A 20,991-nucleotide genomic window follows, 5' to 3' on the forward strand; every position below is an offset into this window, starting at 1 on the left:
CGTTGCCGAGCTGCCCGGCCCAGTTGGCACCCCAGGCCCACACGGTGCCGTCGCGGCGCAGCGCGAGGGCGGAGGAGCCTTCCGCGGCCACCGCGGTGACCTCGTCGAGTCCGCCGACCTGGACGGGGACGGCGCTGTCGGTGGTGGTGCCGTTGCCGAGCTGCCCGGCCCAGTTGGCACCCCAGGCCCACACGGTGCCGTCGCGGCGCAGCGCGAGGGCGGAGGAGTCGTCCGCGGCCACCGCGGTCACGTCGGTGAGTCCGCTGACCTGCACCGGGGTGGAGCTGCTGGTGGTGTTGCCGTTGCCGAGCTCGCCGTTGCCGTTGGCACCCCAGGCCCACACGGTGCCGTCGCGGCGCAGCGCGAGGGCGGTGTAGCCGCCGGCTGCCACCGCGGTGACGTTGTCGAGGTCCACCTGCACGGGGGTGGACCGGTCGGTGGTGGTCCCGTCCCCGAGCTGCCCGGCCCAGTTGTAACCCCAGGACCAGACCGTGGCGTCGCGGCGCAGCGCGTAGCCGGAATAGCCGCCGGCCGCCACCGCGGTGACGCTGTCGAGGCCGGCGACCGGGAAGGGCCTGGGGCTGTCGATCTGGGTGCCGTAGCCAAGCTCACCAAAGGAGTTGGCGCCCCAGGACCAGGCCACGCCGGTGGCGGGCCGCACCCGATGCTCCCCCGCCCGGGGCGCCCCGGGCTTCGCGGTCGCCAGGGCCGCGGCGGGCAGCAGGGGAACCAGGGCGAGCGCCCCGGCAACCATCGTGCAGGTCATCCGCCGACGACGGCGTCTCATTGTTCGCAGGACAGACATGACTACTACTCCCTGAAAGAAGGAGAATCTGGTTTCGGCCGCCGAGCATAGCCAGGAAGTCCCGCTTTACCGTGCACGTTCAAAACCATCCGGATGGATGCCGGAGTGCCGTCCCGACCTGCCGGTCGCGGACGCATCACCGCCCCTCGGCCGGTGGTCGGCCTTTCGTTCGCCGTTCATACTTTTCCGGTCGACCGACCGGCGTTTCCCCGCGCTGCGACCATCACGCGAAAGTCATATTCAGCAGACTTTCGCGGAGCACATACAACCGAATTTTCCGCACACGCCGCATCCAGCGAACTGTCCGCGTGTGCCGCATCCGGACCGGTACGACCCCGCCGAGTCGTACCGGCGCCGGGTCTCCACGCGGTGACGGCATGGATGACGGCATGGATGACGGCTGTCATCCCGACGCTGGATGTCCCGCCACGGCAACACGACATCGCACCATGGTCGGTGGCATGCTGCCGGCCCGGGATGCTCGTCCCGACTCAAAGACGCCGTATGAGCCGGATGCTGTACGGCTCGTAGCCCAGGCTCGCGAAGAACCTCTGGGCGTCCACGTTGAAGCTTCCCGTGCTCAGACGCAGAACATCCAGCTTGCGGTGTGCCGCATGCTGTTGCGCCGCGCCCATCAGGGTTCGCCCGACGCCGCGTCGACGCCAGTCGGCGCGAGTGCCGAGATGGTGGATGTAGAGGCCGTTCGACGGCCGGGTGAAGGCATCTCCTTCTCGATGCTGCTCCTCGGCGTACAGGTAGCCGATTCCCTGACCGTCCTGCTCGGCGAGCAGCACCAGCACGTGGGGTTCGGCAAGCCTCGCCTGGAAGAAGGAGGCGGCGGCCGTCGCGTCCGGCGTCGTGAACTCGGCCGGCTGCGCGCGGACATGCAACGTCTGCACGGCGGCGTTCAGGGTGCCGAGCGCGGCCACGTCTGCCACGGTCGCCGGTCTGACCACCAGCCCGCCCGCGACACGGTCACTGCCCATCCGATCATCTTCGGCTGGTGACCTGCCGCGCGCCAAACAGATAACAGCTACGGACGCATCGGCCCCCGATCATGCGATGTCAAGGGTGCTTGACATTCGGGCGCGATGTCAAGCACCCTTGACATCATGCGGAACTCGGTCCGGGCGCTGCGCACGGCCAGGGGGATGTCGCAGGCCGAGCTGGGCGGCGCGCTGCACGTGTCCCGCCAGACGATCAACGCGATCGAGACCGGCCGGTACCTGCCGTCCCTGCCCCTGGCCATCCAGCTCGCCCGGTTCTTCTCCACCCCGGTCGAACAGCTCTTCACCCTCGACGACGACGGAGGCAGACGATGACCACCCCACCCACCCACACCCCCCGGCCGCCCCGCACGCACCGACTGCGCCGACTGGCCACCACCGCCGTCCTGATCGTCGGCGGCGGCGCCATCACGCTCGGAGCCTGGCTGGGCGGCGACCATGACCTGGCCCTGGTCCTGGCCGTCTTCTACGTGGTCACCGCAGTGGTCGCCTTCGTGGTGGCCGGCGGTCGCGGCGACGTCGCGGCCCTGCTGCGGGTGGCCGGCGACGAGCGGCAACGCTCACTCGACCTGCGCGCCACCGCCGGGTCCGCGCTGGCGATGGCGACGTTCTGCCTCGGGGGCATGGTCGTCGACCTGGCCCGCGGTGGCAGTGGCTCCCCGTGGGCGCTGGTCTGCGCGGTCGGCGGCGTGTCCTATGTCCTCGCCCTGGCGGTCGTACGGGCCCGCCACTGACTCCGGGCTCGACCGTCGGGCCCGACCGGCGAGATCCACCATCGAGGCCGGCCGCCGAGACCGTCCGCCTCGTCCATCGCCTCCGCCTGGCGCCCCGGCACCTCCGTAACAATGATCCGATGACCACCACGGGGGACGAAGCCGCCGAACCACCGCTGCCCGCGGAACTCCATCCGGGCACGCTGACAGCAAGCTGGCGGTGACTAGGACGACGGGCGCAGGCTCGGTGCGTCCCGCAGCAGGTCCCGCAACGTCAGCGCCGCGGGCAGCGGACCGGCGGACAGCGGACCGGCGGGCAGGGCGATGTGGACGGTCCGACGCAGCGCGGGATCGTCGAGCCGGCGCAGGACGAGGTCGGCCGGGACCGCCCAGGCAGCCAGGGAGGGGACCAGCGCGACCCCCAGCCCGGCGGCCACGTGGCCGAACTTCCCGGTCCACTCCGCGATCCGGATGATTTTCCTGGGTTGGAAACCCGCCCGGGCACAGGCGTCGGTGAGCCGCGTGGGATGACCTCCCGCGGGCGCGTCCTGCAACCAGGTCTCCTCCCGCAGGTCACCCAGGTCGATCACCTCGGCGCTGGCCAGCCGATGCTCGCGCGGCAGCACGACAAGCAGGTCGTCTTCGAGCAGAACATCCGTGGTGACACCGTCCACCGACGCCAGACCGCACGGATAGTCGCTGACCACGGCGAGATCAAGCTCCCCGTCCGCAAGGCGCTGCATCAGCAGGGCGCTGCGGCCCTCGACCGCGACAATGTCGATCTGTGGCCTGGCCTGGCGCAACGCCCGCAGGGCGGCGGGGACCAACGACACGTTCGCGGTCGAGAACGCCCCGACGCGCAGTGTTCCGCCGTGCCCGGCATGGACGGCGGCCAGGTCCCGCGCCGCCTGGGACAGCCGCTCCAGTACGTCGACGGCATGCTGATACAGCACCTGACCGGCGGGGCCGAGCCGCACACCCCGAGGAAGCCGTTCGAACAACGGCCCGCCGGCCTGCTTTTCCAGTGCGGCAATGCGCCGGGACACCGCCGGCTGCGTGTAGTTGAGCGCGGTCGCCGCCTGGGTGAACGACCCGGTGTCGGCCACGGTCACCAGCAGACGCAGCGTGTCGACGTCAAACATGTTCCTCCCACGCATGGCTCGTATGCGGTCTTGTTTCTGGTGGAGTTCCCGATCTCGTTTTAGCGTCACGGGTGTCGCCACGATCAGCCGCCGAGACCAGGGGTGGGAAGAACATGCTGGTGTTTCCGAGTATGCAGGCGCGGTGGGGCCGGTGACCACACTCGCCGCGTTCACGGTGTCGGCGATGCTGGCCGATCTGGAGGAACTCGTGGTCTGTGAGTCCTTCTCCGCCGACCACGACGCGCTGGCCCGCAGCGCCGAGGTGGTCGGTGCCCTCGGTGCGCGGCTGCTGGGCCGCGCACCGGAGACGATCGTCGTCGACGGCGTCCCCCATCTACGGTGGACCTTCGGCACCCCACGGGTGCTGCTGGTGGGACATCACGACACGGTGTGGCCGGTGGGCTCGCTGCAGGCCTGTCCCTTCTCGGTGGTCGACGGGATCGTCCGGGGCCCCGGGGTGCTGGACATGAAGGCGGGGCTGGTGCAGATGCTGCACGCGCTGGCCGCCCTGCCGTCCCCGGACGGGGTGTGTGTGCTGATCAACGGGGATGAGGAGGTCGGTTCCCCGACGTCGCGGGAGCTCGTCGAACAGTCCGCCCGCGGGTGCGTCGCCACGTTCGTCCTGGAAGCGGCAGCGGACGAAACGGGCGCGCTCAAGATCGCCCGTAAGGGCGTCTCACGCTATGAGGTCATGGTGTCCGGTCGGGCCGCCCACGCGGGCCTGGAACCGGCCAACGGGATCAACGCCGCGATCGAGGCCGCCCATCAGGTCCTGGCCATCGCCGATCTCGCGGCCTCGCTGGACCTCGCCACCGACGCCTCCAGCACCCCCGCTTGCGGGCTGGGAGCCCCGACGATCACACCCACCCTGCTGTCCGCTGGCAGCACGCTGAACACGGTGCCCGCGCGGGCGACGGTGTCGGTGGACGTGCGGGTGCCGACCCTGGCCGCCCAGGACCGGATCGACGCGCTCCTGCGCGGCCTGGTCGCCCGGACCCCCGGAGCCAGCCTGACGATCCGCGGCGGTCCGCACCGGCCACCGATGCCCCCGGAGTCCTCCGCCGACCTGTTCACCCTCGCCCGCCACATCGCCGCGGAGCTGGGCCAGCCACCGCTGCGCGGAGTCGCCGTGGGCGGCGCCTCGGACGGCAACCACACCGCAGGCACGGGCTGCCCGACACTCGACGGCCTCGGAGCCGTCGGCGGCGGTGCCCACGCCAACACCGAACACGTCGAGGTCGCACAGATGGTTCCCCGCACCCGCCTGCTCGCCGAACTGATCGCGCGGACACGGCGATGACCTGCGCGGAGGTCGGCGGTAGCGCGCCGTGAACCCGCACAGCCCGCCGTATGAGGCGGGGTCGCCGTAGTACTCGCGAAAAATCGGGCGGATATTCCTGACCTGCAGTGACGCCGACTTACGCCCGGCGCGGTGGGCTGGAGAGCGCCTCGGCGGCGCGGTCGAGCACGTTGGCATAGGCGCGCAGCGTGTGCGCGTTACTGGCGATCTTCGGCGCGTCGAGGAACGTGTCCACGGCTTGGCGCACCGTCGGCCCGGGCCGGCGGGTGTCGAGCGTGGTCACCGTCGCCACCACCCGCCGGCCTCCTCATCTCGGTCGACCTACCGGATAATCGGCAGGAGTCGTGTATCGGCGGCCGCGCCGTTCCCGCTGGCCGTCAAGCCCCGCAGTGGATCATCCTGTCGGATAATGGGCCATTATCCGACAGGATGATCCAGGGTCGTGGGCGACGGTCGGCCACTGGTGCATCCCTCGCCCGGGTCCGCCGTTGAGATCGATCACGTGACTGGCGATCCGCCTGCCCTGGTTCAGTCACTCTGACGGGAGGACCGTAGGGTCGCCGTATGCGTGATGATTCTGTTTCCGAGAGTGGTGTCACCACCTATGCGTTGCGGATCAGTGATGCCGAGGTCGAGCGCTATCAGGTGATGGCTCGGTGGGCGGCGCGCAGTGAGGCTGACGTCTGGGCGGAGTGCGGCATCAGCCCCGGTGCCCGAGTCCTCGATCTTGGCTGTGGTCCGGGGGCGGTCACGATCGAGCTGGCTCGGCTGGTCGGTGCCGCCGGCCGTGTGGTCGGCGTGGATCAGGACGCGGCGTCGCTGGCAGTGGCGGGAGAGTTGGCGGGGCGCGCGGCGATCGACAACGTCGACTGGGTCCACGCGGACGCGGCCAGCACCGGCCTGCCGGCGGACTTCGATGTGGTGATGGTGCGTCATGTCCTCGGCCACGCCGGATCCCATCTCAGCGCCATCGTCGATCACGCGGCCAGCCTCCTCCGTCCGGGTGGGTGCCTGTACGTCGTGGACGGTGATGCGACCGCCGCGCGGTTCGACCCGGTCGACGACGACTTCGTTGACCTCTATCACCGCTACGGTCAGTACCACGTGCGCAGCGGGAAAGATCTCGCGGTCGGGCCGCGGCTAGGGTCGATCCTTCGGGCAGCCGGGCTGACAATCACCCATCGGCATGCCGGCTACGAGGTTGTCTCACCCGTTCCCGGGGGCGGCGGGCCGTGGGCAGCTCGGGACGCGATGGTCGCGGCCGGAATGGCAACGTCAGACGACCTAGACCGGTGGCAGAGGGCGATCGAGCGGGTGGCGGCGGATTCGGATAGCGCGCTGTTCGCGCCCCGCTTCGCCGCCGCAGGACGTACGACGTCACGACTATCTGGCTGACAGCTGCCGTTCGGGGCCGGCGTCGGCATCGACGGCATCGACTCGTCGGGTCAGAACAGGGTGTCGTGCACGCGCAGCGGCCGATAGCCGGTAGGGCCGAGCTGGGCGAGTTCGCTCTCGATGTCGACGTCGATCGCGCCGAAGAAGTTGATGTTCTCGCTGTGCGCCGGGGAGATGTGCGCGAGCACCTCGTCGTCGATACGTCGTCCGGCCGCGCGCATTGCGTCGACGGCGAGCCCGTAGTACTCGGTCGTCCAGGTCACCACGGCATTGGTGACGAGGGTCAGGCACCAGGCCTGCTCGGTCTGCTGCTCGAGGTGACGAGCACGCACCGTGCCCTCGGGGGCGTAGAGCAGGTCCCGCTTGAGCGCGTGCAGCGACTCGCCCTTGTTGAGCTGCCGGGAGATCTTGCGCCGGTACGCCGGGTCGGACAGGTAGCGGACGGCGTAGATCGTGCGCCGCAGCGCCCCGTACTCCTTGAGTGCCGCGGCGAGGGCGTTCTGCCGGCCGGACGCTGAGAGTTTGCTGACCAGCAGCGAGGCGGTGGCGTGTCCGAACTTCAGCGATCCGGCCAGGCGCAGCAGGTCGTCCCAGTGCCCGGCGACCAGATCGAGGTTGCAGCGGCGGGTCAGCAGCGGTCCCGCGAGCGGGAACGCCGCGTTCACCTCGGTTTTCGAGCCGGTCCGACAAAAGGTGATCTTGCCCAGGTCCCGGATGCGTGGTGAGAGCTGTAACCCCAGCAGGTCGAACAGGCCGAAGTTGACCAGCGTCACGCCGTGCGTGTCGGTCGCGTACTCGACGATCGGGATGTCGGTGGCGTTGCCGAGGATCTCGTCGAGCACGTAGTGCGCCTCGCGCTTGGTCGCGACGATGACCTTCGTGCCGTAGGTGGTGTGCTGGTCGGTCACGTGCGTGTACGTCGACAGCCCCTCGTGGGTGAAGTACCTGCTCAATGCTCTGGCGGTGACAGACTTGCCGCGGGTGGGGAACCGCTGCCCGTCGCTAGAGGACAGCGTGCCGGAGCCGAAGACCGGGGTCAGCGGCAGCTTCTGGTGATAGCCGATGAGCGCCAGGTTCGCCGCGCGCAGCGTCTCCTCCCGCACGTACCACTCCGCGGTCCAGGCCAGGACGTCGTAGGAGATGCCGCAGGCATCCGCCATGCGGGTCAGCCCGAGGTTGGTGGCATGCGCGATCAGCACCGCGATCAGGTTCCGCTTCAGCTCCGCGGTGCGGGTCTGTTTGCCGCCGGCGTGGGTGAAGCAGTCCAGGAACCCGGTGTGCTTGTCCATCTCGATCAGCAGCGACACGATCGGCGCGAACGGCAGCATGTCGGTCAGCTCGGCCTTCAGTGCCACCGCCTCGGCCGGGATGTCCTCGGCGGACAGCGGGGAGATCACCAGATCACCGTCGGCGTCCAGGCGAACCGGCCCGTCGCCAGCGGCGAGCGTCTGCTCCAGCTCGCCCAGCGCCGTGTGCAGTTCTTCCTTGACCTCCGCCAGCCCCCTGGCGGCGTCAGCGGGCTTGCCGACCAGCCGGCAGAACTCCACGATCGCCGGGTCCGCGACGATCGCCAAGACCACGTCCAGCAGCGCCTGGCGCTCCTCACCTTCGCCGAGATCAGGTACTCGCACGCCAGCCGGAACAGCAACGTCGGCGAGTCGTGCTCCATCGCCCGCGCCAACAGAAACTCGTCCAACACCTTGAGGTCCAACGTCGTCGGCACCCGCCACCCCAGATACCGCGCCGCCAGCCGCAAATGATCCGTGCGCGTCTTAGCCCGCCGCCCGTACGAGCCGATCACGTCCGGGTCGACGCCCAACCGCTCGGCCAGCCGCAGCACCGCCGCCCGCGGCGCCGACGCCACGTCGTCCGGCACGAACCCCAACCACGGCAACGCACACAAGGCAACCGCAAGCCCCAGCCGGTCCGCTGGACCCCAACCCCGACCCCGGCCGGGATCGAGGAACGCCAGGTCCGCGGGGGTCAACGTGAAGAACCGGAACAGCTCCTCCCGGCCGATCTCCGGGAACCGACGCAGCCCCTCCAGCTCCTCGTCCACGAGCACCGGAGCGACCACCCAGCGTCCTCCCGCCAGAACCCGAAGATCCCCTGGCGCGGAGCCTACACACCCCATATCCGCCCGATTTTTCCCGGATGCTACGGGGACCCCGTTCCAACGCGTAGATCCCGCCGAGGCGCACGTCGAGGCTGGGATCATCGAGGTGGCTGATCGCGGTGGAGTACAGCTCACGGACATGAGTGTTGGCGTTGGCCGCCCGTTCCCGGGTGTCCGCAGCCTCGTTCGCCCGCTTGATCTCGGTGTTGGCTTGGCGGGTCTCGTCCAGGGCGATCAGGGCGCCGGCGACGGCGGTGAGCGCGGCCGCGGCGGTCAGCAGCCCACCCTGCAGCGCGGCGCGTGCCTGGACCGCGCCGTCACCGCTACCCGGATACATCCGCTCGGGGAGATGCCAGATCCCGACCACCGCGGCGACCGCGCCGGCCGCGGCGAGCCCCGCGACGATCCACAACCAACGCCGGGCGGCCCGCCGGCGTGCTCCCCCGTTGCCCGTCATGGGCCGGTTGTACGCCCACCGTGCAGGCGATGTCGCCGACGATGACCAGCAAACGACAGGCCGACGTCGCGGCGGATCCGCGACCGGTAGCGGCAGCGCGTCCGGCCGGACCTCTGGGACCTGCGCGGTAGCACCGGGGCGGCCCTCGCCGAGGAGGGCCAGACGCCTGCGGGAACGGGGTGGTGGACCCCGGCCTCGGGCTACCGCGACCGGCCGGCCCGCCTGAGCTCCCCTACCCGATCGCTCGCGTTGCGGGCGGCCGCGGACTGCGCGCGCCGAGCGAACCCGCTCCGGCCGGTGAGGCTGTGGGGACGCCGGTCGCCGGTGGACTGGATCCGCGCCGAGTCCTTCGACGTCATCTTCGACTTCGACTTCGCCATGACCGCAGGGTCGCGCCGATCGCCAGCGAGGGCCAGTACACCGCCGCCGGCGAGTCGCGCCACGGCGGACCCAGGGCCTCGGTCGTGCCGTCCACGGCCATGACGGTCCAGGGGCCCTGGGGAGCACGAGGTGGCCGGTCGCGGGCCTCGGTGTGCAGCGGTGCACGCGGCCGGGCCCTACGCGCACAGGCGTGCGCCCGCGTGCAGCGCCTGTGCACGGGAGGGTCGTGCACAGGCGCTGCACGCGGGTTGCACGCCGTGGTGCACGGCGGTCTGCACGTGATGCACGGGCCGTGGTCTTGAAGTGGTCTCTTGGGCGGTGTCGGATCCGCCTGCGGCACCGGCGCGGCCGGACTCGGGAACCACATCTAGTGGTCAGTACAGAAACGATTGCAACATGTAGTTACATAGCTATCAGTATTGGATGTATCACCTTCCGGAGAAATGGTCGAACAGGTGTGCCCGCCCTCGTGGTCGCGGCGGCGGGGACCGGGATCCCCTGGTACGTCAGGGGATCCGCGACCGGGCGTCATCGTGCGTATTCCAGGCCCTGCTGGTTGCCATGCATCCAGGGAAATAACCGGGGGAATGCTCGGGGGTCCATCCGCCCTCATCGCAGTCGTCATGAGCCTGCACTACCGATAACTATTGTGGGCTACAAATCTGTATAAGAAACGAGTTTCCGTGAAGCGTCGTAAGGCGTGGTCTCGGGTGTGTCCCTGCTGGGCGTGCTGTCGCGCCGCAGCCGTGAAGTGCCTGGTACAAAGCATGATCCTCCAGTACGTTCCCGAATGTTACTTGTAGTTCCTTCTAGTTCCCTGTCGTTCCCTGCTGGTGTGGGACGCAGCGGGGCGGATGCGGACATGACCGGATCTGTGGCGTACGCTATGCCCCAACGATCAACGAGGGCTCGCGTTTCCAGGAAACGCGCACGGACGGACGGGCTCTCCGCACCGGGAGTGTGTATATGCGCCATGAATGGCTCACCACAGCGCAGGCGGCCGTGCGGCTGGAGGTGACCCCACGGCAGGCGCGGCGGCTCCTCGCAGCCCGGCAGATCCGCCACGTGCGCCGGTCCCCGCGCGACCTGCGCGTCGACCCCCAAGACCTGGAGCTGTTCCTGCGCGGCCGGCACGTCATCGCGCCGGTCGACGCCGACGCCGCGTGAGCGTCCCTCTCCATGCGAACGGCCGGGGGTGCAGCCCCGGCCGACGCCACCATCCTGCCCCCCTACGAAGGCCCCGATGACGACAACGACGATACCGGCAGCTGCCTTGGCGTACGCCCGGGTGGGCTGGCCTGTCCACCCACTGCAGCCTGGCGGGAAGCGCCCCTTGCTGCCCGACTGGCCTGCGGCGGCGACCACCGAACCGGAGACGATCCGCTCCTGGTGGTCCCGATGGCCGACGGCGAACGTCGGCATCGTCACCGGTGTCCGCTCGGCCCTGGCGGTGCTCGACATCGACCCGCGCGCCGGCGGCACCGGCTCGTTGGCCGAGCTGGAGGCCCGCGTCGGTGTCCTGCCCGGTTCGGCGATGGTGGTGACCGGCTCCGGTGGCGCCCACCTGTACTACCGGCATCCCGGGGCGCATGTGACCAGCCGGGCGCACTCCCTCGGGCCAGGCCTGGACGTGAAGGGCGACGGCGGCCAGGTCGTCGCACCACCGTCGGTCCACCCGTGCGGCCACCGGTATGCCTGGTGCGGGGACGTCGCCGCGCTGCTCGCCGGCGACCTCGACGGCCACCTTGCCCCCTGGCCCGACGCGCAGCTCGCCGTGGCCGCACCACCGCGCAGGTCCGGCCCGCCGGCCACGGCGATGCTCGGCCCGTTCACGGTCGTGCCCCCGGCCCGCGCGCGTGGGCGCCGCGGCGGTCCGGATGCGGTGCTGGTCGGCCTGGTCGACGTTGTCCTGGCCGCGTCCGAAGGCGAGCGGAACGGGAGGCTGTTCTGGGCGGCGTGCCGGGCCGGTGAGCACATCGCCCGCGGCGAGATGAACGGTGCGCTGGCCGTCGCGGCGCTGGCCGACGCGGCGCGTCAGGTCGGCCTCGGCGACCGGGAGATCGACGGCACGCTCCGGTCGGCGATGCGCCCGGAGCGGGCGGCGTGACCGACACCGCCGCCGCGCTGGTCGCCCGGCAACGCGACCGGTTGGGAATGCCCTCGCTCACGACGGGCCCGTTCGTGCCGCACGTCGCCACGGCGGCCCTCCTACGTGGGGAGGTGCTGCGCCCCGAACGCGACTTCTGGGACAGCCGGCCGGAGCTGCACCACCTCCGCCTGGCTGCCAACGCCCGCCGGTCCGCACCGTGGGCGACGCTCGGTGCCGCTCTGGTCGACGTCATCGCGCAGATCCCTCCGACCGTCGTCTTGCCCGCCCTCGCCGGCGGGGAGGGGTCGCTGAACCTGTTCGTCGCCGCCGTCGGCGCCTCGGGTGCGGGCAAGGGTGCGGCGGAACGCGCCGCCCGCAGTGCCCTGGCTACCAGCCCGGTGTCCCGCTGGCCGATCGGCACCGGCGAAGGCGTGGTGAAGCACTTTGTCCACTACGAGAAGGACCCCGAGGGCGAGGGCAGCATCGTCCAGCACGAGACGTCGGTGGTGATCTCCGATCCGGAGATCGACAAGGTGGCGGCGGTCGCTGGCCGCCGCGGCGCGACGCTGCTGTCCATCCTGCGCGCGGCATGGATGGGCGAGGAGATCGGTTTCGGCAACGCCGAAGCGGAACGTCGGCTGAAGGTGAGCGAGCACGCCTACCGGCTCGGCCTGTTCGTCGGGGTGCAGCCCGGCCGCGGCGAGGCCCTGCTCAGCCCGCAGGAAGTCGCGGGCGGAACGCCGCAGCGGCTGCTGTGGATGCCCGCGTCCGACCCGGACGCGCCCCGGGTTCGCCCGGAGCATCCCGGCGTGCTGGGCTGGCGACCCCCGCCCGGCGCGGCCGCGCCGCCCGCCGGGTTCGTCGCCCCGTTGCACCCTCTGCCCGTGTGCCAGACCGCGGTCGACGTCATCGACGCCGACCGGTACGCGCGGCTGACCGGCGCCGAGGTCGACCCGCTCGACTCCCACCAGTACCTCGCCCGACTCAAGGTCGCCGCCGCCCTCGGCATCCTCCACGGGCAGCTGGCGGTCACCGAGGAGGACTGGCAGCTGGCCGAGGTCGTCATGACCATCTCCACCCGCACCCGCGGCGGCATCGAGCAGGTCCTGCGGGACACGGCGTCCGAGCAGAACCTGGCGAAGGGCCGTGCCGAGGCCGAACGGGCGGTGGTCGTACAGGAGTCCGTCGACAGCGCCGCCGTGGTCCGGGTCGCCGCCGGCGTACGCAAGAAGCTCGCCGCCGCCGGCGCGGCCGGGGTGCACCGGGGGGAACTCAGCCGCACCGTGCGCTCCACCGACCGCCGTTACCTCGACGACGCCCTGGCCCTGCTGTTCGACGCCCGGGAGGCCACCGAGCACGCGGCCACCGGACCGAACGGCAAGCCCGCCACCCTGTACCGCGCGATATAGCTGCCCAACGTCGTTGGACGGTGGACATGTCCAACGACGTTGGACACACAAACAAGATCAAGATGAAGATCGCTGCAAATGATCAGCCTGGTACATATGAAAGATCAACATAGAAGTGTGACTCGCGTACCGCGCGAGACATCCACGTTGGACATCGCGTCCAACGTCCAACCTCCTGTCCGCCATCGAGCGCCGCCGGCCCCTCGGCGACACCGTGCTCCACATGCGGGCGGGCGCGAGACCCATGGACCCGTACCGATCCATCACCAGCAGGAGGAGCGATGCCCAGGACGCGGTGGGCGGTGCACTGCCGGGCCCGGCGCAGCGACGGCCGGCCCTGCGGGGCGTGGGCGATCCGCGGCGGCCGGGTGTGTCGGACCCACGGCGGGGCCAGCCCGAACGCGCGGGCGACGGCGCGGGAGCGGCTGCTGGTCGACGACCTCCACCGCGCCTACGAGGGGGAGCGGGCCGCGCACGAGCAGCGGCTGCGGCAGTGGTGGATCGGCCGGATCCTCGCGGCCGCCGACCTGCTCGACGTCGACCCGGCCGAGCTGGCCCGCAACCGGGTGATGGTCGCCTTCGCCGAGCGCTGGTATGACGCCCCACCGCCCCCGGAACCGCAGATGCGCCGTGATGGTCGGTACCGGATCCGCCGGCCGGGCGCCCTGGTGCAGCCGGACATCCCCGGGGTGCGGATGCGCCCGCCCGCGGCCGGCCGGCACCTGCCGGGCTGTTCCGGCTGGCCCGCCGTCAGCACCGGCCGGATGTGCCTCGAGGAGATCCGCGTCGCCCTGAGACCACCGGCATGACCGGCCCATTTACTGCCAACTCCAGTAAATGGAGGCTCCGACCGGCCCGCCACAACCGGCCCGTGCCGCTGTACGGGCTCGCACCACAGCCCCCGACCAGTACCGGCCGGGCTGAGGGGGCGCGCCCGCCGCCATCCGCACCACCCCCCGAACCCGAGAGGACCCGTTCCGATGACGACCACCGGGCGCCCGCCGGCGTCCTGCGGGAGCTGCCCCGCCCGCTGGTCCGGCCTGGCCGCCGCGCACTGCCCGACCTGCCACGCCACCTTCGCCGCCGCGTCGTGGTTCGACGCCCACCGCCGCGGCGGTGCCTGTTTGCCCCCGGCCGGTCTGCTCGGCCCGGACGGACGGCTGCGGCTGCGCCTGGACGACACCGGGATGTGGCGCGGCGCCGACCCGTACCCGATCCGCGAGGCCGCATGATCGCCGAGGTCGATGGTCGGGCCGGTGGTTCACAGGGGGGCGTCGCGCACGCGCGCGTTGCTGTGGGATCCGGACGCCCCGATGTGCACGAACGGAACGTGCTCGCGGGCGGGTTCGGCGCGGTGCTGCGCGAGGCCCGCCGGGAACGGCGGCTGTCCGCGGCCGCGCTGGCCCGGCGCTGCGGCTGTTCGACGTCGCTGGTCGAGCAGTTGGAGCGGGGTACGTGCCGGCTGCGGGTGCGCACGGTGACGGTGCTGGCCTATGCCCTCGACCCCGACGCCCCCGACCCGCTCGCCGAGCGGCTGCGCGCCGCGGCCGGGCAGTCGCTGCGCCCGGACACCGCCCGCTCGGAGCGGGCCTGGTCCCGGCGGACCGTCGGGGCGTTCGTCGCCGGCGCCCGCCCGCTGCCCAGCGAGATCGCCCGGTCGATCGCCCTGCACACCGAGGCGGCGGCCTGCCGGCGCACCGCGCTGGCACTGCTCGACCAGCCCGACGCGATGCACAACGCCGCCGTCCTCGCCCGGGCCAGGGCGCTGCTCGAGCGGGGCCGGACCGCCGACGCCGCGGCCGGCCCGCCCGTCGAGCTGCGGTTCGGGTCGCACCCGCCGCGGCGGTACGGCTTCGGCTTCTGACCGGTTTCATAAATTGGCCCGACGCCGAGGCTGCCGGCCACGTGTCCGCGTACCGGCGCGACTGGATCGGTTTAGCCCGTGGGGCCGGTGCGACGGCGGGCGAGTTCGAGGATCTTCTGCTGGTGGTGTGGTGCTGGAGTGCGGCCGCCGATGTCGGTGAGGTCGAAGCTGTGTCGGCCGGGATGGTCGATCGGCAGGTTGCACACCGTGTCGCCGTCGGTGGTCTCCGCGGGGCAGGGCTCGAGGATCATCAGGTCTCGGCGGGCGTGCTGCCAGAGCATCCACCACTCCAGGTCGCGGGAGGCCTGGGCCTGGGCCAGGTGCGGGCCGGGATGGCCGGCCTCCAGCTCGCAGGGCAGCTCGGACTCCAGCTCGGTGTCCGGGTCGGGAATCGCGGCCAGCTCCGCGAGTTCGGCCTCGGTCAGCACGAGGACGTCCCCGCAGACGGGAGAAAATGTAGTCATCTCGCGACCGTACGGAGTGGATCCGACAGTAATCATCCGTGCCGGCCAGGTCCGCCGGTGTCCGCTGGGGGCCGTCCGGATCCGGTGTTACTCGCGATAAGATGCTCTGCCGATCATCGTCAATGATCGTTTTGACTCCTGGTTTCAGGGTGGTCACGGCTTGTTCGGTACGGTGCTCCCGCTTGTCGGCTTCGGGGAGAGGTGGCACCGGTGGGGCTGGACGCGACCGACGCTGTGCGAACGCACGTTCGGAAGATTCTGCGTGCTCATGACGCGTACCACGCGGGGATCGCTGCGCGGGCGCGGGAGATCGAGGCGAAGGGGATGCGGCTGGTTGCGGGTGGCCAGACCGGCGGGTACGACGAGCAGGGCAACGCGCCGTGGGAGATCACCGACTGGCGTCGGGGTGTGCTGCTGGCGTCCGGGAATCGGCTCGAGGCGTACGAGCAGGCGATGGAGACTGCCGCGGACGGCGAGGTCTGGTGCGACATCGAGGCGGTGCACGACGAGGACAGCCTGTCCGAAGCGGAGCCGACCGAGGGTGTTCCCGCAGGGCTGGCGGAGGCGTTGGAGGCCTGGGTGGATGGCAGCTCGGACCTTGAGGAGATCGCCGGCTTCGTCGGCTGGTCCCTCGAGGAGGTTGAGAGCTGCTTCGTCCCGGCCCAAAGCCGGTGACGGACGTGCCCAACGGCCGTCCCGCGAGCGTGGACGATCAGCCCGGGGAACTTACCCGCCAGATGCTGGTCGACAGCGCGCCAGTGAACACCCGCCGGGCCTACGGGCGGCTGCTGGCCGAGCTGTGGCCCGAATTGTCACGGATTATTGGGTAAGTGATGGTGAACCTGGCGTCTGATCCGCTACCCTGCGCGTTCTAGTCATTCTGCATCGGGGGTAGTGCATCAATGTATCGATCAGCTCCGGCACGGGTGGCTCGGCAGTTGCTGACGCGACGCGTCGCAAAGGTCGGGCCGGGGGTCGCCTGCGTTGCCCTGATCCTGGGCCTTGTCGTCGGTGCTTGTTCCAGTTCGAGCGCCCAGCCGTCGCCGTGCTCCAAGGCGGTAGTCACTATAGACCAGCCTCAGAACGGCGACAGTATCAGCGGGGTCGTCACCATTAGCGGAACAGTCAACCTTGGCTGCGCCCAGAACAACCTCTGGCTCTTCGATCACCCGACCGACACACATAGCTACTACACCGCTGTCCAGACGCCCATGCCAGTCACCGCCGGCCATTGGACACGAAAGAACCTGTGCACGGGGAGTGGAAGCAAGGGCGATCTCGGCGTGCAGCATCAGTTCGTGGCGGCGGTCCTCGATTCGGCGACGTCGAAAAAGTTGGAAGATCAATCCCGTGCCGCCTATGCCGGTGGAAACCCCGCTTTTTTCGTACAAGAGCAGGAGTTCCCTCCTTCCGTAGCGATGGTGTCCGCCACGCTCACCATCACGAAGCTGGTCTCTGACCGGCACTGCTGACCGCTACACCCTCCCGGAGGACGTCTAGCAGTGCCTGTTCGTGGCGAGGTGGCGGATGGTTCCGGTGACGGAAGCGCGCGCCACGGATGCCGGAGGGACCACAACGGAAAAAGGGAGCTCCCCGGCCGCTTTCTGCTGCTCCTCCTTCACAAGCTGGTCGTACGACTCCTGTGTCACGACCATCGCTACAAGCTCGTGGACCGCCGCCACATCGCTGGGATCTCCATTCCCGATGCATAGGTTCGGCTCGCTCCATGAGCCACGGTCGCCAACATGCAACGGGTTTCGGCCGTTCGTGTAATAGCGATCTTTGAAATGATCCAGAACTATTACTATGTTATTTTTGCAGCCAATCTTGGAGTGTCCGGAGATCGATACCACGTCACTGATATCGGACTTCGCCAGCGGCGTGTCAATGGATATCTGGGCGGCGCCGCATCCATCATGGGACCACACCACGTTCTGCGTGAGCAGCCAGACCGCGGCGGCACCCACGCTCAGGGTCAGGGTGGTGCCGATCGCGAAGAATCGGCGACCTGGTCCTCGGCGGGGTGAGTGCGCAGTGGAGGCGGCCGGGAGCTTCTCGACCGGGGCAGGTGAAAGCGACGACAGGGAGGTGGGCTCGATCTCGACGGGTGCTGGCAGGAGGACTGCGTCCTCGGCGTCCACCGAGGCGTCAGGGGACACTGCCACGGCGGGGGGTGGGGGTAGCGCGGGCTGAGTAGGCGGCTGGGATTTCGCCCACCGCTTCTGCCGCTTGTAGCCGGCGATGAGCTCGCGGTACTCCTGCAGCCAGGCCTCCGCTTCCGCCTTGTTCCGGGCGCACGCGTAAGCCCAGAGAGTAGCCCGGTTCTCCGACGGAGGGGTGCGCACCTGCCCATTCAAGATCGTGTAGACCTGAGTGTCGCTGCGGTACCCGCATGCTGCAGCGACAGTCTGGACGCTCTTGCCCGACTGCTGAAGCAGCCGGGCCATGCCGGCGCAGATCTCCGCGACGGCTGGGTCTTGGGGCCTGTCACCGCTCACCCGACTACACCTCCCCCTGCCCGGTACTGGTCCGGAACCGGAAAACCGGAGAGCACCCCTGAGCAGGAACGTCTACACCATCCGTCCAGTTTCCTTCCGGCGTGTCGGTGATCTTCCTGTTCGGGCGATCGACTGGGTTTCTCGCCCGTGTTCAAGCGCAGGGGCGAACCAGGGAGGAGCCCCCGACATGCAGATCCAATCCGTTGTGATCAAACTGCTGGCCCTGGCGTTGGCCGCGATGGTCGCGCTGTGCGTCGCGATCGTCGCCGGCGTGCTCACCCGGCTGACCGGCGTCCCCGTCGCACAGGCCGTCCTCGACGGCGGCACGGCCTTCGGGGGCACACTCGCCCTCGCGCTTGCGGTACTCACCACACTCAAGATCTTGTAGAGGTGCCTTGCTCGCCCCCGATGTCGCCGCCCGGGTCAGAGCGCAAGCCGCGACCGGCGACGAGGGCCAGCCCTCGAGGCTTGTTCACCGAGAACACCATCGGGCCCGGTCATGGCCGTCCCGGCTCGTTCCGCCTACAACAGAAGGGGCATTCTGATGTAGTTCGCCGTCCCCGTGCCCGGTCACCTTCCTTCGAGCGTTGTGGCGACGGAAAGAGTGACTGGCAACCCCAGCAGGAACGCACTGCCGGCAGCGAGCATGGCCCCGGCCAGGCGGGTGCCGTTGGCGAACGCGAGGATGCCCGCGAGCAGGCCAATGATCATCGAGAGTGATAGGCACAGCGCCACGACGAGCCCCTGGATCATGTCGCGTCCACGGCCCGGCTCGCCGGAGGCCTTGTGGAGGCCTGTCCGCTGGCCCAGATCGAGCCCTTCGTACTCACCGTCCCGTCTGCGTGACGGTTCGGCCAGTACTCAGTCGGGTCCTGGCCCACCGGCCGCCCGGAAGACCTGTTCGTCATATCGGCTCCTCTCTTCAGCCTCCTAAGAACAAAGACGACGTCGGCGGCCTGTTTTTCTTCTGACACGCAGAAGGTCCCGGTGCCGACCCCCACACGGCACCGGGACCTCTCGACTTATCCGGGATACATCCCCCCTGTCATGTATCCCGTCGCCCTAGTAGATCGCTCTTCGTACTCCTTTCTGTCGTCGCGAGTCTTCGACCAGTGCGTCTTCTCAATCAACCAATCCATGGATATGGAGCATTGTCGAGCAGCCCTATGCGCCTCTTCGGGATCATCTGAAACGTCCGGACATTCCCTGAAGCTGCAGCAGTGGGGGTAGCGGGTGGCCTTGGGGTAGGCGCGCCGACGACCCTGAAGAGTTGGACTAGGGCAGAGAATATCCTTGCCAGGGAAAATATATCCCCTGAAGTTGGAGATGGTGGCGGGCTTGAACTTCCCACCCCATACTTGTTTAGATGCATCTTCACCTCCGACAAAAGAGATATGATTTTGATGTTTTTGTTACTAGGTCTGGTGGAGCGGTTCCCGGTGGGTCTGCTGGAGGACTTCGCCGGGGGTGCTGCAAGCTGCTTGAAGTGCGACATGACGGGTCGGATCGCTACCTCCGAACCGGCAGGCCGAGTGGGGTCATCCGGCTCGAAGCGCCCCACCCCCTTCCCCTTTGTCTTTGTCCTGGTCGTGTCCCGCGCGGAGTTCAGCACCGGCCCGGCCGGCCGCCGTGGGGCGGCCGGCCGGCGAAGCGGCACCGAGCGAGGGCGCGTCGTCCTGAACGGGAATCCCCAGGGTCACAAGAACCCGAGCGAGGAAACCCTTCGTGTCGAACGCGGCGACTTCCTCCGCGAAGGATTCGGCGTCTCGGTGAAGCCGCTTCTCAAGGTCCACCTAGCCCTCCTCCTCCGAACCTTCAAGGTAGATCTTCAACTTCTTCAAGGCCCGTGCGTGCACCCGATAAGGCTGCTGCGCTTCCAGGCCGATCATCGCGCCCGCCTTTCCGATCGAGTGACCCTCGTAGTGCACGAGGTAGACCATCTGACTCTCCGTCTCATCGAGTGCGTTAAGGATCGCCTCCCGTACCGAAGGAACCAGGGACTCCGGATCGCCCGCACCGCCCGTCAAGATGTTCTCGGTGGCATCCAGGGCTTGCTCGTTCCGGTTGGACCGAGACGGCACCTTGTGATAGTCGCTGTGTGCATTCCGGATAATCGCCGAGACGTATCCCCGGCTCTGCTGAATCGTGTTGCGCTTCTCGTCGTCAGGCCACGCCTTGAAAATTTTTTCGAAGGCGTTCTGCGCGGCGTCCTCGGCGAGGCTGCGGCTGCCCGTCAGGAAGTAGGACTCCCGGAGAATCCAGTTGGTGTTCTCCGCCGCCCAGACGGCGAACCCCACTGCCAACTCCTTGGGGTTCATCGCTCCGTCGTCGTGCTCACCACGCATGCGCACGGCCCGTCGCCCGTCCGGAACCGACGACCCGCCCAGGCTTTGGACTCTCGGCGACCGGGTAGCGACCGGGCGCGTGGAGAACCGGGAGGATCAACATCATCCCGGCTCACCTCCTCGCAATCGGGCTCCCCCTCCAGCGGGGGAGCGGGGAAGCAGGAGCAGGTGCTCCCACACCCCGAACAGACGACGGACGATCCCCCGTTTTCGCCAACCGACCCACAATCGATGATCCCGGCCACCGCCGGCACCGCCCGTGTCTGGTCTGGGTACCGATTTTCCTTATAATCGGTACCCAGACGACGTCGATCCGGAGGAGGTCTCCACCTGTGAGCCTGGTGCCCGCCGCGCACGACCCCGTTCTCGTCCTGCCGGCCGAGGCCGACCGGAGCGTGAGCGACGCGACCCGGGCGAAGCTCGCCGACGCGATCCCCGCCAACACCGCCCGCTCCTACCGCACCCAGTCGACGGCGTTTCGCACCTGGTGCGCGACCGCCGGGCGCAGCCCGCTGCCGGCGACCGGCGAGACGATCACCGAGTACGCCGCCCACCTCATCGACGCCGGCCGCGCCCCCGGCTCCATCGAGGTCGCCCTGTCCGTCATCCGCTCGATGCACCGCCTCGCCGGCACCGAACTCCCCGACACCCGCGCCGCCCGCCTGCTCGTGCGCGCCTACCGGCGCCGCCGCGCCGACGACGGCCACCGCGACCGCCAGGCCCCACCCGCCGTCGCCCCCGTCATCCGCGCCCTGCTCGACACCTGCCCCACCGACACCACCCGCGGCCTACGCGACCGGCTGCTGCTCCTGCTCGGCTTCGGGCTCATGGCCCGGCGCTCCGAGCTGTCCCGCCTGAACCTCGCCGACGTCGTCGAGACCGACAAGGGGCTGGTCGTCCACATCAGCCGGTCCAAAACCGACCAGAGCGCCACCGGCCGCCAGGGCGCCGTCCCCTTCGCCGCCCGCCCCGACGCCTGCCCGGTGCGCGCGGTCCGCGCCTGGCG

The 20,991-nt window shown here is 69.6% G+C and carries 23 protein-coding genes and 3 pseudogenes; 15 read left to right on the forward strand and 11 right to left on the reverse strand.

Annotation, left to right across the window (positions count from 1 at the left end):
• Nucleotides 1-766, reverse strand: a 766-nt coding sequence (locus ND747_RS23825) for an RCC1 domain-containing protein (RefSeq protein ID WP_374216312.1), incomplete at its 3' end; no start/stop codon positions are given.
• 530 nt (nucleotides 767-1,296) lie between these two features.
• Nucleotides 1,297-1,791 carry a GNAT family N-acetyltransferase gene (locus ND747_RS23830; RefSeq protein ID WP_251736419.1) on the reverse strand — a complete coding sequence of 165 codons (495 nt, stop codon included), beginning with the start codon at nucleotides 1,789-1,791 and terminating at the stop codon, nucleotides 1,297-1,299.
• Nucleotides 1,792-1,917: 126 nt separating this feature from the next.
• On the opposite strand from ND747_RS23830, the gene ND747_RS23835 reads away from it, so the two are divergent.
• Both ND747_RS23835 and ND747_RS23840 read left to right on the forward strand, forming a co-directional pair.
• On the forward strand, nucleotides 1,918-2,127 hold the full coding sequence (locus ND747_RS23835; protein WP_251736420.1) for a helix-turn-helix transcriptional regulator: 210 nt from the start codon (nucleotides 1,918-1,920) through the stop codon (nucleotides 2,125-2,127).
• Nucleotides 2,124-2,546 carry a hypothetical protein gene (locus tag ND747_RS23840; protein ID WP_251736421.1) on the forward strand — a complete coding sequence of 141 codons (423 nt, stop codon included), beginning with the start codon at nucleotides 2,124-2,126 and terminating at the stop codon, nucleotides 2,544-2,546. The genes ND747_RS23835 and ND747_RS23840 overlap by 4 nt, the downstream gene beginning before the upstream one ends.
• A 203-nt stretch (nucleotides 2,547-2,749) precedes the next feature.
• On the opposite strand, the gene ND747_RS23845 is transcribed toward ND747_RS23840, so the two are convergent.
• A complete protein-coding gene (locus ND747_RS23845; RefSeq protein ID WP_251736422.1) occupies nucleotides 2,750-3,667 on the reverse strand; it encodes a LysR family transcriptional regulator in 918 nt (305 codons plus the stop codon).
• A 184-nt stretch (nucleotides 3,668-3,851) separates the two neighbouring features.
• On the opposite strand from ND747_RS23845, the gene ND747_RS23850 reads away from it, so the two are divergent.
• Nucleotides 3,852-4,967 carry a M20 family metallopeptidase gene (locus ND747_RS23850; protein ID WP_285901026.1) on the forward strand — a complete coding sequence of 372 codons (1,116 nt, stop codon included), beginning with the start codon at nucleotides 3,852-3,854 and terminating at the stop codon, nucleotides 4,965-4,967.
• Between the two features lie 118 nt (nucleotides 4,968-5,085).
• On the opposite strand, the gene ND747_RS23855 is transcribed toward ND747_RS23850, so the two are convergent.
• On the reverse strand, nucleotides 5,086-5,250 hold the full coding sequence (locus ND747_RS23855; RefSeq protein ID WP_251736424.1) for a hypothetical protein: 165 nt from the start codon (nucleotides 5,248-5,250) through the stop codon (nucleotides 5,086-5,088).
• Between the two features lie 281 nt (nucleotides 5,251-5,531).
• Here ND747_RS23855 and ND747_RS23860 point away from each other — a divergent pair, with 281 nt between their 5' ends.
• Nucleotides 5,532-6,362, forward strand: coding sequence for a methyltransferase domain-containing protein (locus tag ND747_RS23860; protein WP_251736425.1), 831 nt, complete (start codon nucleotides 5,532-5,534; stop codon nucleotides 6,360-6,362).
• Between the two features lie 50 nt (nucleotides 6,363-6,412).
• On the opposite strand, the pseudogene ND747_RS30245 reads toward ND747_RS23860, so the two are convergent.
• Together ND747_RS30245 and ND747_RS23875 are read right to left on the reverse strand one after the other, a co-directional pair.
• Nucleotides 6,413-8,427: pseudogene (locus tag ND747_RS30245) on the reverse strand (Tn3 family transposase).
• Between the two features lie 103 nt (nucleotides 8,428-8,530).
• Nucleotides 8,531-8,935 (reverse strand): annotated as a pseudogene (locus ND747_RS23875) (pentapeptide repeat-containing protein); the annotation flags it as partial.
• A 1,347-nt stretch (nucleotides 8,936-10,282) separates the two neighbouring features.
• Here ND747_RS23875 and ND747_RS23880 point away from each other — a divergent pair.
• The 6 genes from ND747_RS23880 (at nucleotide 10,283) to ND747_RS23905 (ending at nucleotide 14,678) form a co-directional block, all read left to right on the forward strand.
• Nucleotides 10,283-10,483, forward strand: coding sequence for a helix-turn-helix domain-containing protein (locus ND747_RS23880; RefSeq protein WP_251736427.1), 201 nt, complete (start codon nucleotides 10,283-10,285; stop codon nucleotides 10,481-10,483).
• 76 nt (nucleotides 10,484-10,559) lie between these two features.
• Nucleotides 10,560-11,423, forward strand: a complete 864-nt coding sequence (locus ND747_RS23885) for a bifunctional DNA primase/polymerase (protein ID WP_251736428.1) — start codon at nucleotides 10,560-10,562, stop codon at nucleotides 11,421-11,423.
• Entirely contained in the window at nucleotides 11,420-12,814 is a 1,395-nt protein-coding gene (locus tag ND747_RS23890; protein WP_251736429.1) for a hypothetical protein, read from the forward strand. Before ND747_RS23885 ends, ND747_RS23890 begins: the two co-directional genes overlap by 4 nt.
• A 281-nt stretch (nucleotides 12,815-13,095) precedes the next feature.
• Nucleotides 13,096-13,623, forward strand: coding sequence for a hypothetical protein (locus ND747_RS23895; RefSeq protein WP_251736430.1), 528 nt, complete (start codon nucleotides 13,096-13,098; stop codon nucleotides 13,621-13,623).
• 171 nt (nucleotides 13,624-13,794) lie between these two features.
• On the forward strand, nucleotides 13,795-14,046 hold the full coding sequence (locus ND747_RS23900; RefSeq protein WP_251736431.1) for a hypothetical protein: 252 nt from the start codon (nucleotides 13,795-13,797) through the stop codon (nucleotides 14,044-14,046).
• 83 nt (nucleotides 14,047-14,129) lie between these two features.
• Nucleotides 14,130-14,678: a helix-turn-helix domain-containing protein gene (locus tag ND747_RS23905; RefSeq protein ID WP_251736432.1), complete on the forward strand. Its 549-nt coding sequence runs from the start codon at nucleotides 14,130-14,132 to the stop codon at nucleotides 14,676-14,678.
• Nucleotides 14,679-14,749: 71 nt separating this feature from the next.
• Here ND747_RS23905 and ND747_RS23910 read toward each other — a convergent pair whose 3' ends face one another.
• Nucleotides 14,750-15,142, reverse strand: coding sequence for a hypothetical protein (locus tag ND747_RS23910; protein ID WP_251736433.1), 393 nt, complete (start codon nucleotides 15,140-15,142; stop codon nucleotides 14,750-14,752).
• Between the two features lie 210 nt (nucleotides 15,143-15,352).
• On the opposite strand from ND747_RS23910, the gene ND747_RS23915 reads away from it, so the two are divergent.
• The 3 genes from ND747_RS23915 (at nucleotide 15,353) to ND747_RS23925 (ending at nucleotide 16,614) form a co-directional block, all read left to right on the forward strand.
• Complete coding sequence (locus tag ND747_RS23915; RefSeq protein WP_251736434.1) at nucleotides 15,353-15,817, forward strand: hypothetical protein; 465 nt, start codon at nucleotides 15,353-15,355, stop codon at nucleotides 15,815-15,817.
• Nucleotides 15,818-15,822: 5 nt separating this feature from the next.
• Nucleotides 15,823-15,972: a hypothetical protein gene (locus ND747_RS23920; protein ID WP_251736435.1), complete on the forward strand. Its 150-nt coding sequence runs from the start codon at nucleotides 15,823-15,825 to the stop codon at nucleotides 15,970-15,972.
• A 108-nt stretch (nucleotides 15,973-16,080) separates the two neighbouring features.
• Nucleotides 16,081-16,614: a hypothetical protein gene (locus ND747_RS23925; protein ID WP_251736436.1), complete on the forward strand. Its 534-nt coding sequence runs from the start codon at nucleotides 16,081-16,083 to the stop codon at nucleotides 16,612-16,614.
• Nucleotides 16,615-16,638: 24 nt separating this feature from the next.
• Here ND747_RS23925 and ND747_RS23930 read toward each other — a convergent pair whose 3' ends face one another.
• Nucleotides 16,639-17,640, reverse strand: coding sequence for a hypothetical protein (locus ND747_RS23930; RefSeq protein WP_251736437.1), 1,002 nt, complete (start codon nucleotides 17,638-17,640; stop codon nucleotides 16,639-16,641).
• A 187-nt stretch (nucleotides 17,641-17,827) separates the two neighbouring features.
• On the opposite strand from ND747_RS23930, the gene ND747_RS23935 reads away from it, so the two are divergent.
• Nucleotides 17,828-18,028 carry a hypothetical protein gene (locus ND747_RS23935; protein ID WP_251736438.1) on the forward strand — a complete coding sequence of 67 codons (201 nt, stop codon included), beginning with the start codon at nucleotides 17,828-17,830 and terminating at the stop codon, nucleotides 18,026-18,028.
• 182 nt (nucleotides 18,029-18,210) lie between these two features.
• Here the strand turns inward: ND747_RS23935 and ND747_RS23940 are convergent, their stop codons facing one another.
• The 3 genes from ND747_RS23940 to ND747_RS23950 form a co-directional block, all read right to left on the reverse strand.
• Nucleotides 18,211-18,393: a hypothetical protein gene (locus ND747_RS23940; protein WP_251736439.1), complete on the reverse strand. Its 183-nt coding sequence runs from the start codon at nucleotides 18,391-18,393 to the stop codon at nucleotides 18,211-18,213.
• A 785-nt stretch (nucleotides 18,394-19,178) separates the two neighbouring features.
• A complete protein-coding gene (locus tag ND747_RS23945) occupies nucleotides 19,179-19,433 on the reverse strand; it encodes a hypothetical protein (protein ID WP_251736440.1) in 255 nt (84 codons plus the stop codon).
• Nucleotides 19,434-19,958: an RNA polymerase sigma factor gene (locus ND747_RS23950; protein ID WP_251736441.1), complete on the reverse strand. Its 525-nt coding sequence runs from the start codon at nucleotides 19,956-19,958 to the stop codon at nucleotides 19,434-19,436.
• 359 nt (nucleotides 19,959-20,317) lie between these two features.
• On the opposite strand from ND747_RS23950, the pseudogene ND747_RS23955 reads away from it, so the two are divergent.
• Nucleotides 20,318-20,991 (forward strand): annotated as a pseudogene (locus ND747_RS23955) (integrase); the annotation flags it as partial.

The sequence above is a fragment of the Frankia sp. R82 genome (assembly GCF_023716925.1).
GTDB lineage: Bacteria > Actinomycetota > Actinomycetes > Frankiales > Frankiaceae > Frankia.

Bases quoted from the DNA above. Each gene is read 5' to 3' on its own strand.
- ND747_RS23830 (WP_251736419.1), bottom strand. From the start codon at position 1,791: ATGGGCAGTGACCGTGTCGCGGGCGGGCTGGTGGTCAGACCGGCGACC.
- ND747_RS23835 (WP_251736420.1), top strand. From the start codon at position 1,918: ATGCGGAACTCGGTCCGGGCGCTGCGCACGGCCAGGGGGATGTCGCAG.
- ND747_RS23840 (WP_251736421.1), top strand. From the start codon at position 2,124: ATGACCACCCCACCCACCCACACCCCCCGGCCGCCCCGCACGCACCGA.
- ND747_RS23845 (WP_251736422.1), bottom strand. From the start codon at position 3,667: ATGTTTGACGTCGACACGCTGCGTCTGCTGGTGACCGTGGCCGACACC.
- ND747_RS23850 (WP_285901026.1), top strand. From the start codon at position 3,852: ATGCTGGCCGATCTGGAGGAACTCGTGGTCTGTGAGTCCTTCTCCGCC.
- ND747_RS23860 (WP_251736425.1), top strand. From the start codon at position 5,532: ATGCGTGATGATTCTGTTTCCGAGAGTGGTGTCACCACCTATGCGTTG.
- ND747_RS23880 (WP_251736427.1), top strand. From the start codon at position 10,283: ATGCGCCATGAATGGCTCACCACAGCGCAGGCGGCCGTGCGGCTGGAG.
- ND747_RS23885 (WP_251736428.1), top strand. From the start codon at position 10,560: ATGACGACAACGACGATACCGGCAGCTGCCTTGGCGTACGCCCGGGTG.
- ND747_RS23895 (WP_251736430.1), top strand. From the start codon at position 13,096: ATGCCCAGGACGCGGTGGGCGGTGCACTGCCGGGCCCGGCGCAGCGAC.
- ND747_RS23900 (WP_251736431.1), top strand. From the start codon at position 13,795: ATGACGACCACCGGGCGCCCGCCGGCGTCCTGCGGGAGCTGCCCCGCC.
- ND747_RS23910 (WP_251736433.1), bottom strand. From the start codon at position 15,142: ATGACTACATTTTCTCCCGTCTGCGGGGACGTCCTCGTGCTGACCGAG.
- ND747_RS23935 (WP_251736438.1), top strand. From the start codon at position 17,828: ATGCAGATCCAATCCGTTGTGATCAAACTGCTGGCCCTGGCGTTGGCC.
- ND747_RS23940 (WP_251736439.1), bottom strand. From the start codon at position 18,393: ATGATCCAGGGGCTCGTCGTGGCGCTGTGCCTATCACTCTCGATGATC.
- ND747_RS23950 (WP_251736441.1), bottom strand. From the start codon at position 19,958: ATGAACCCCAAGGAGTTGGCAGTGGGGTTCGCCGTCTGGGCGGCGGAG.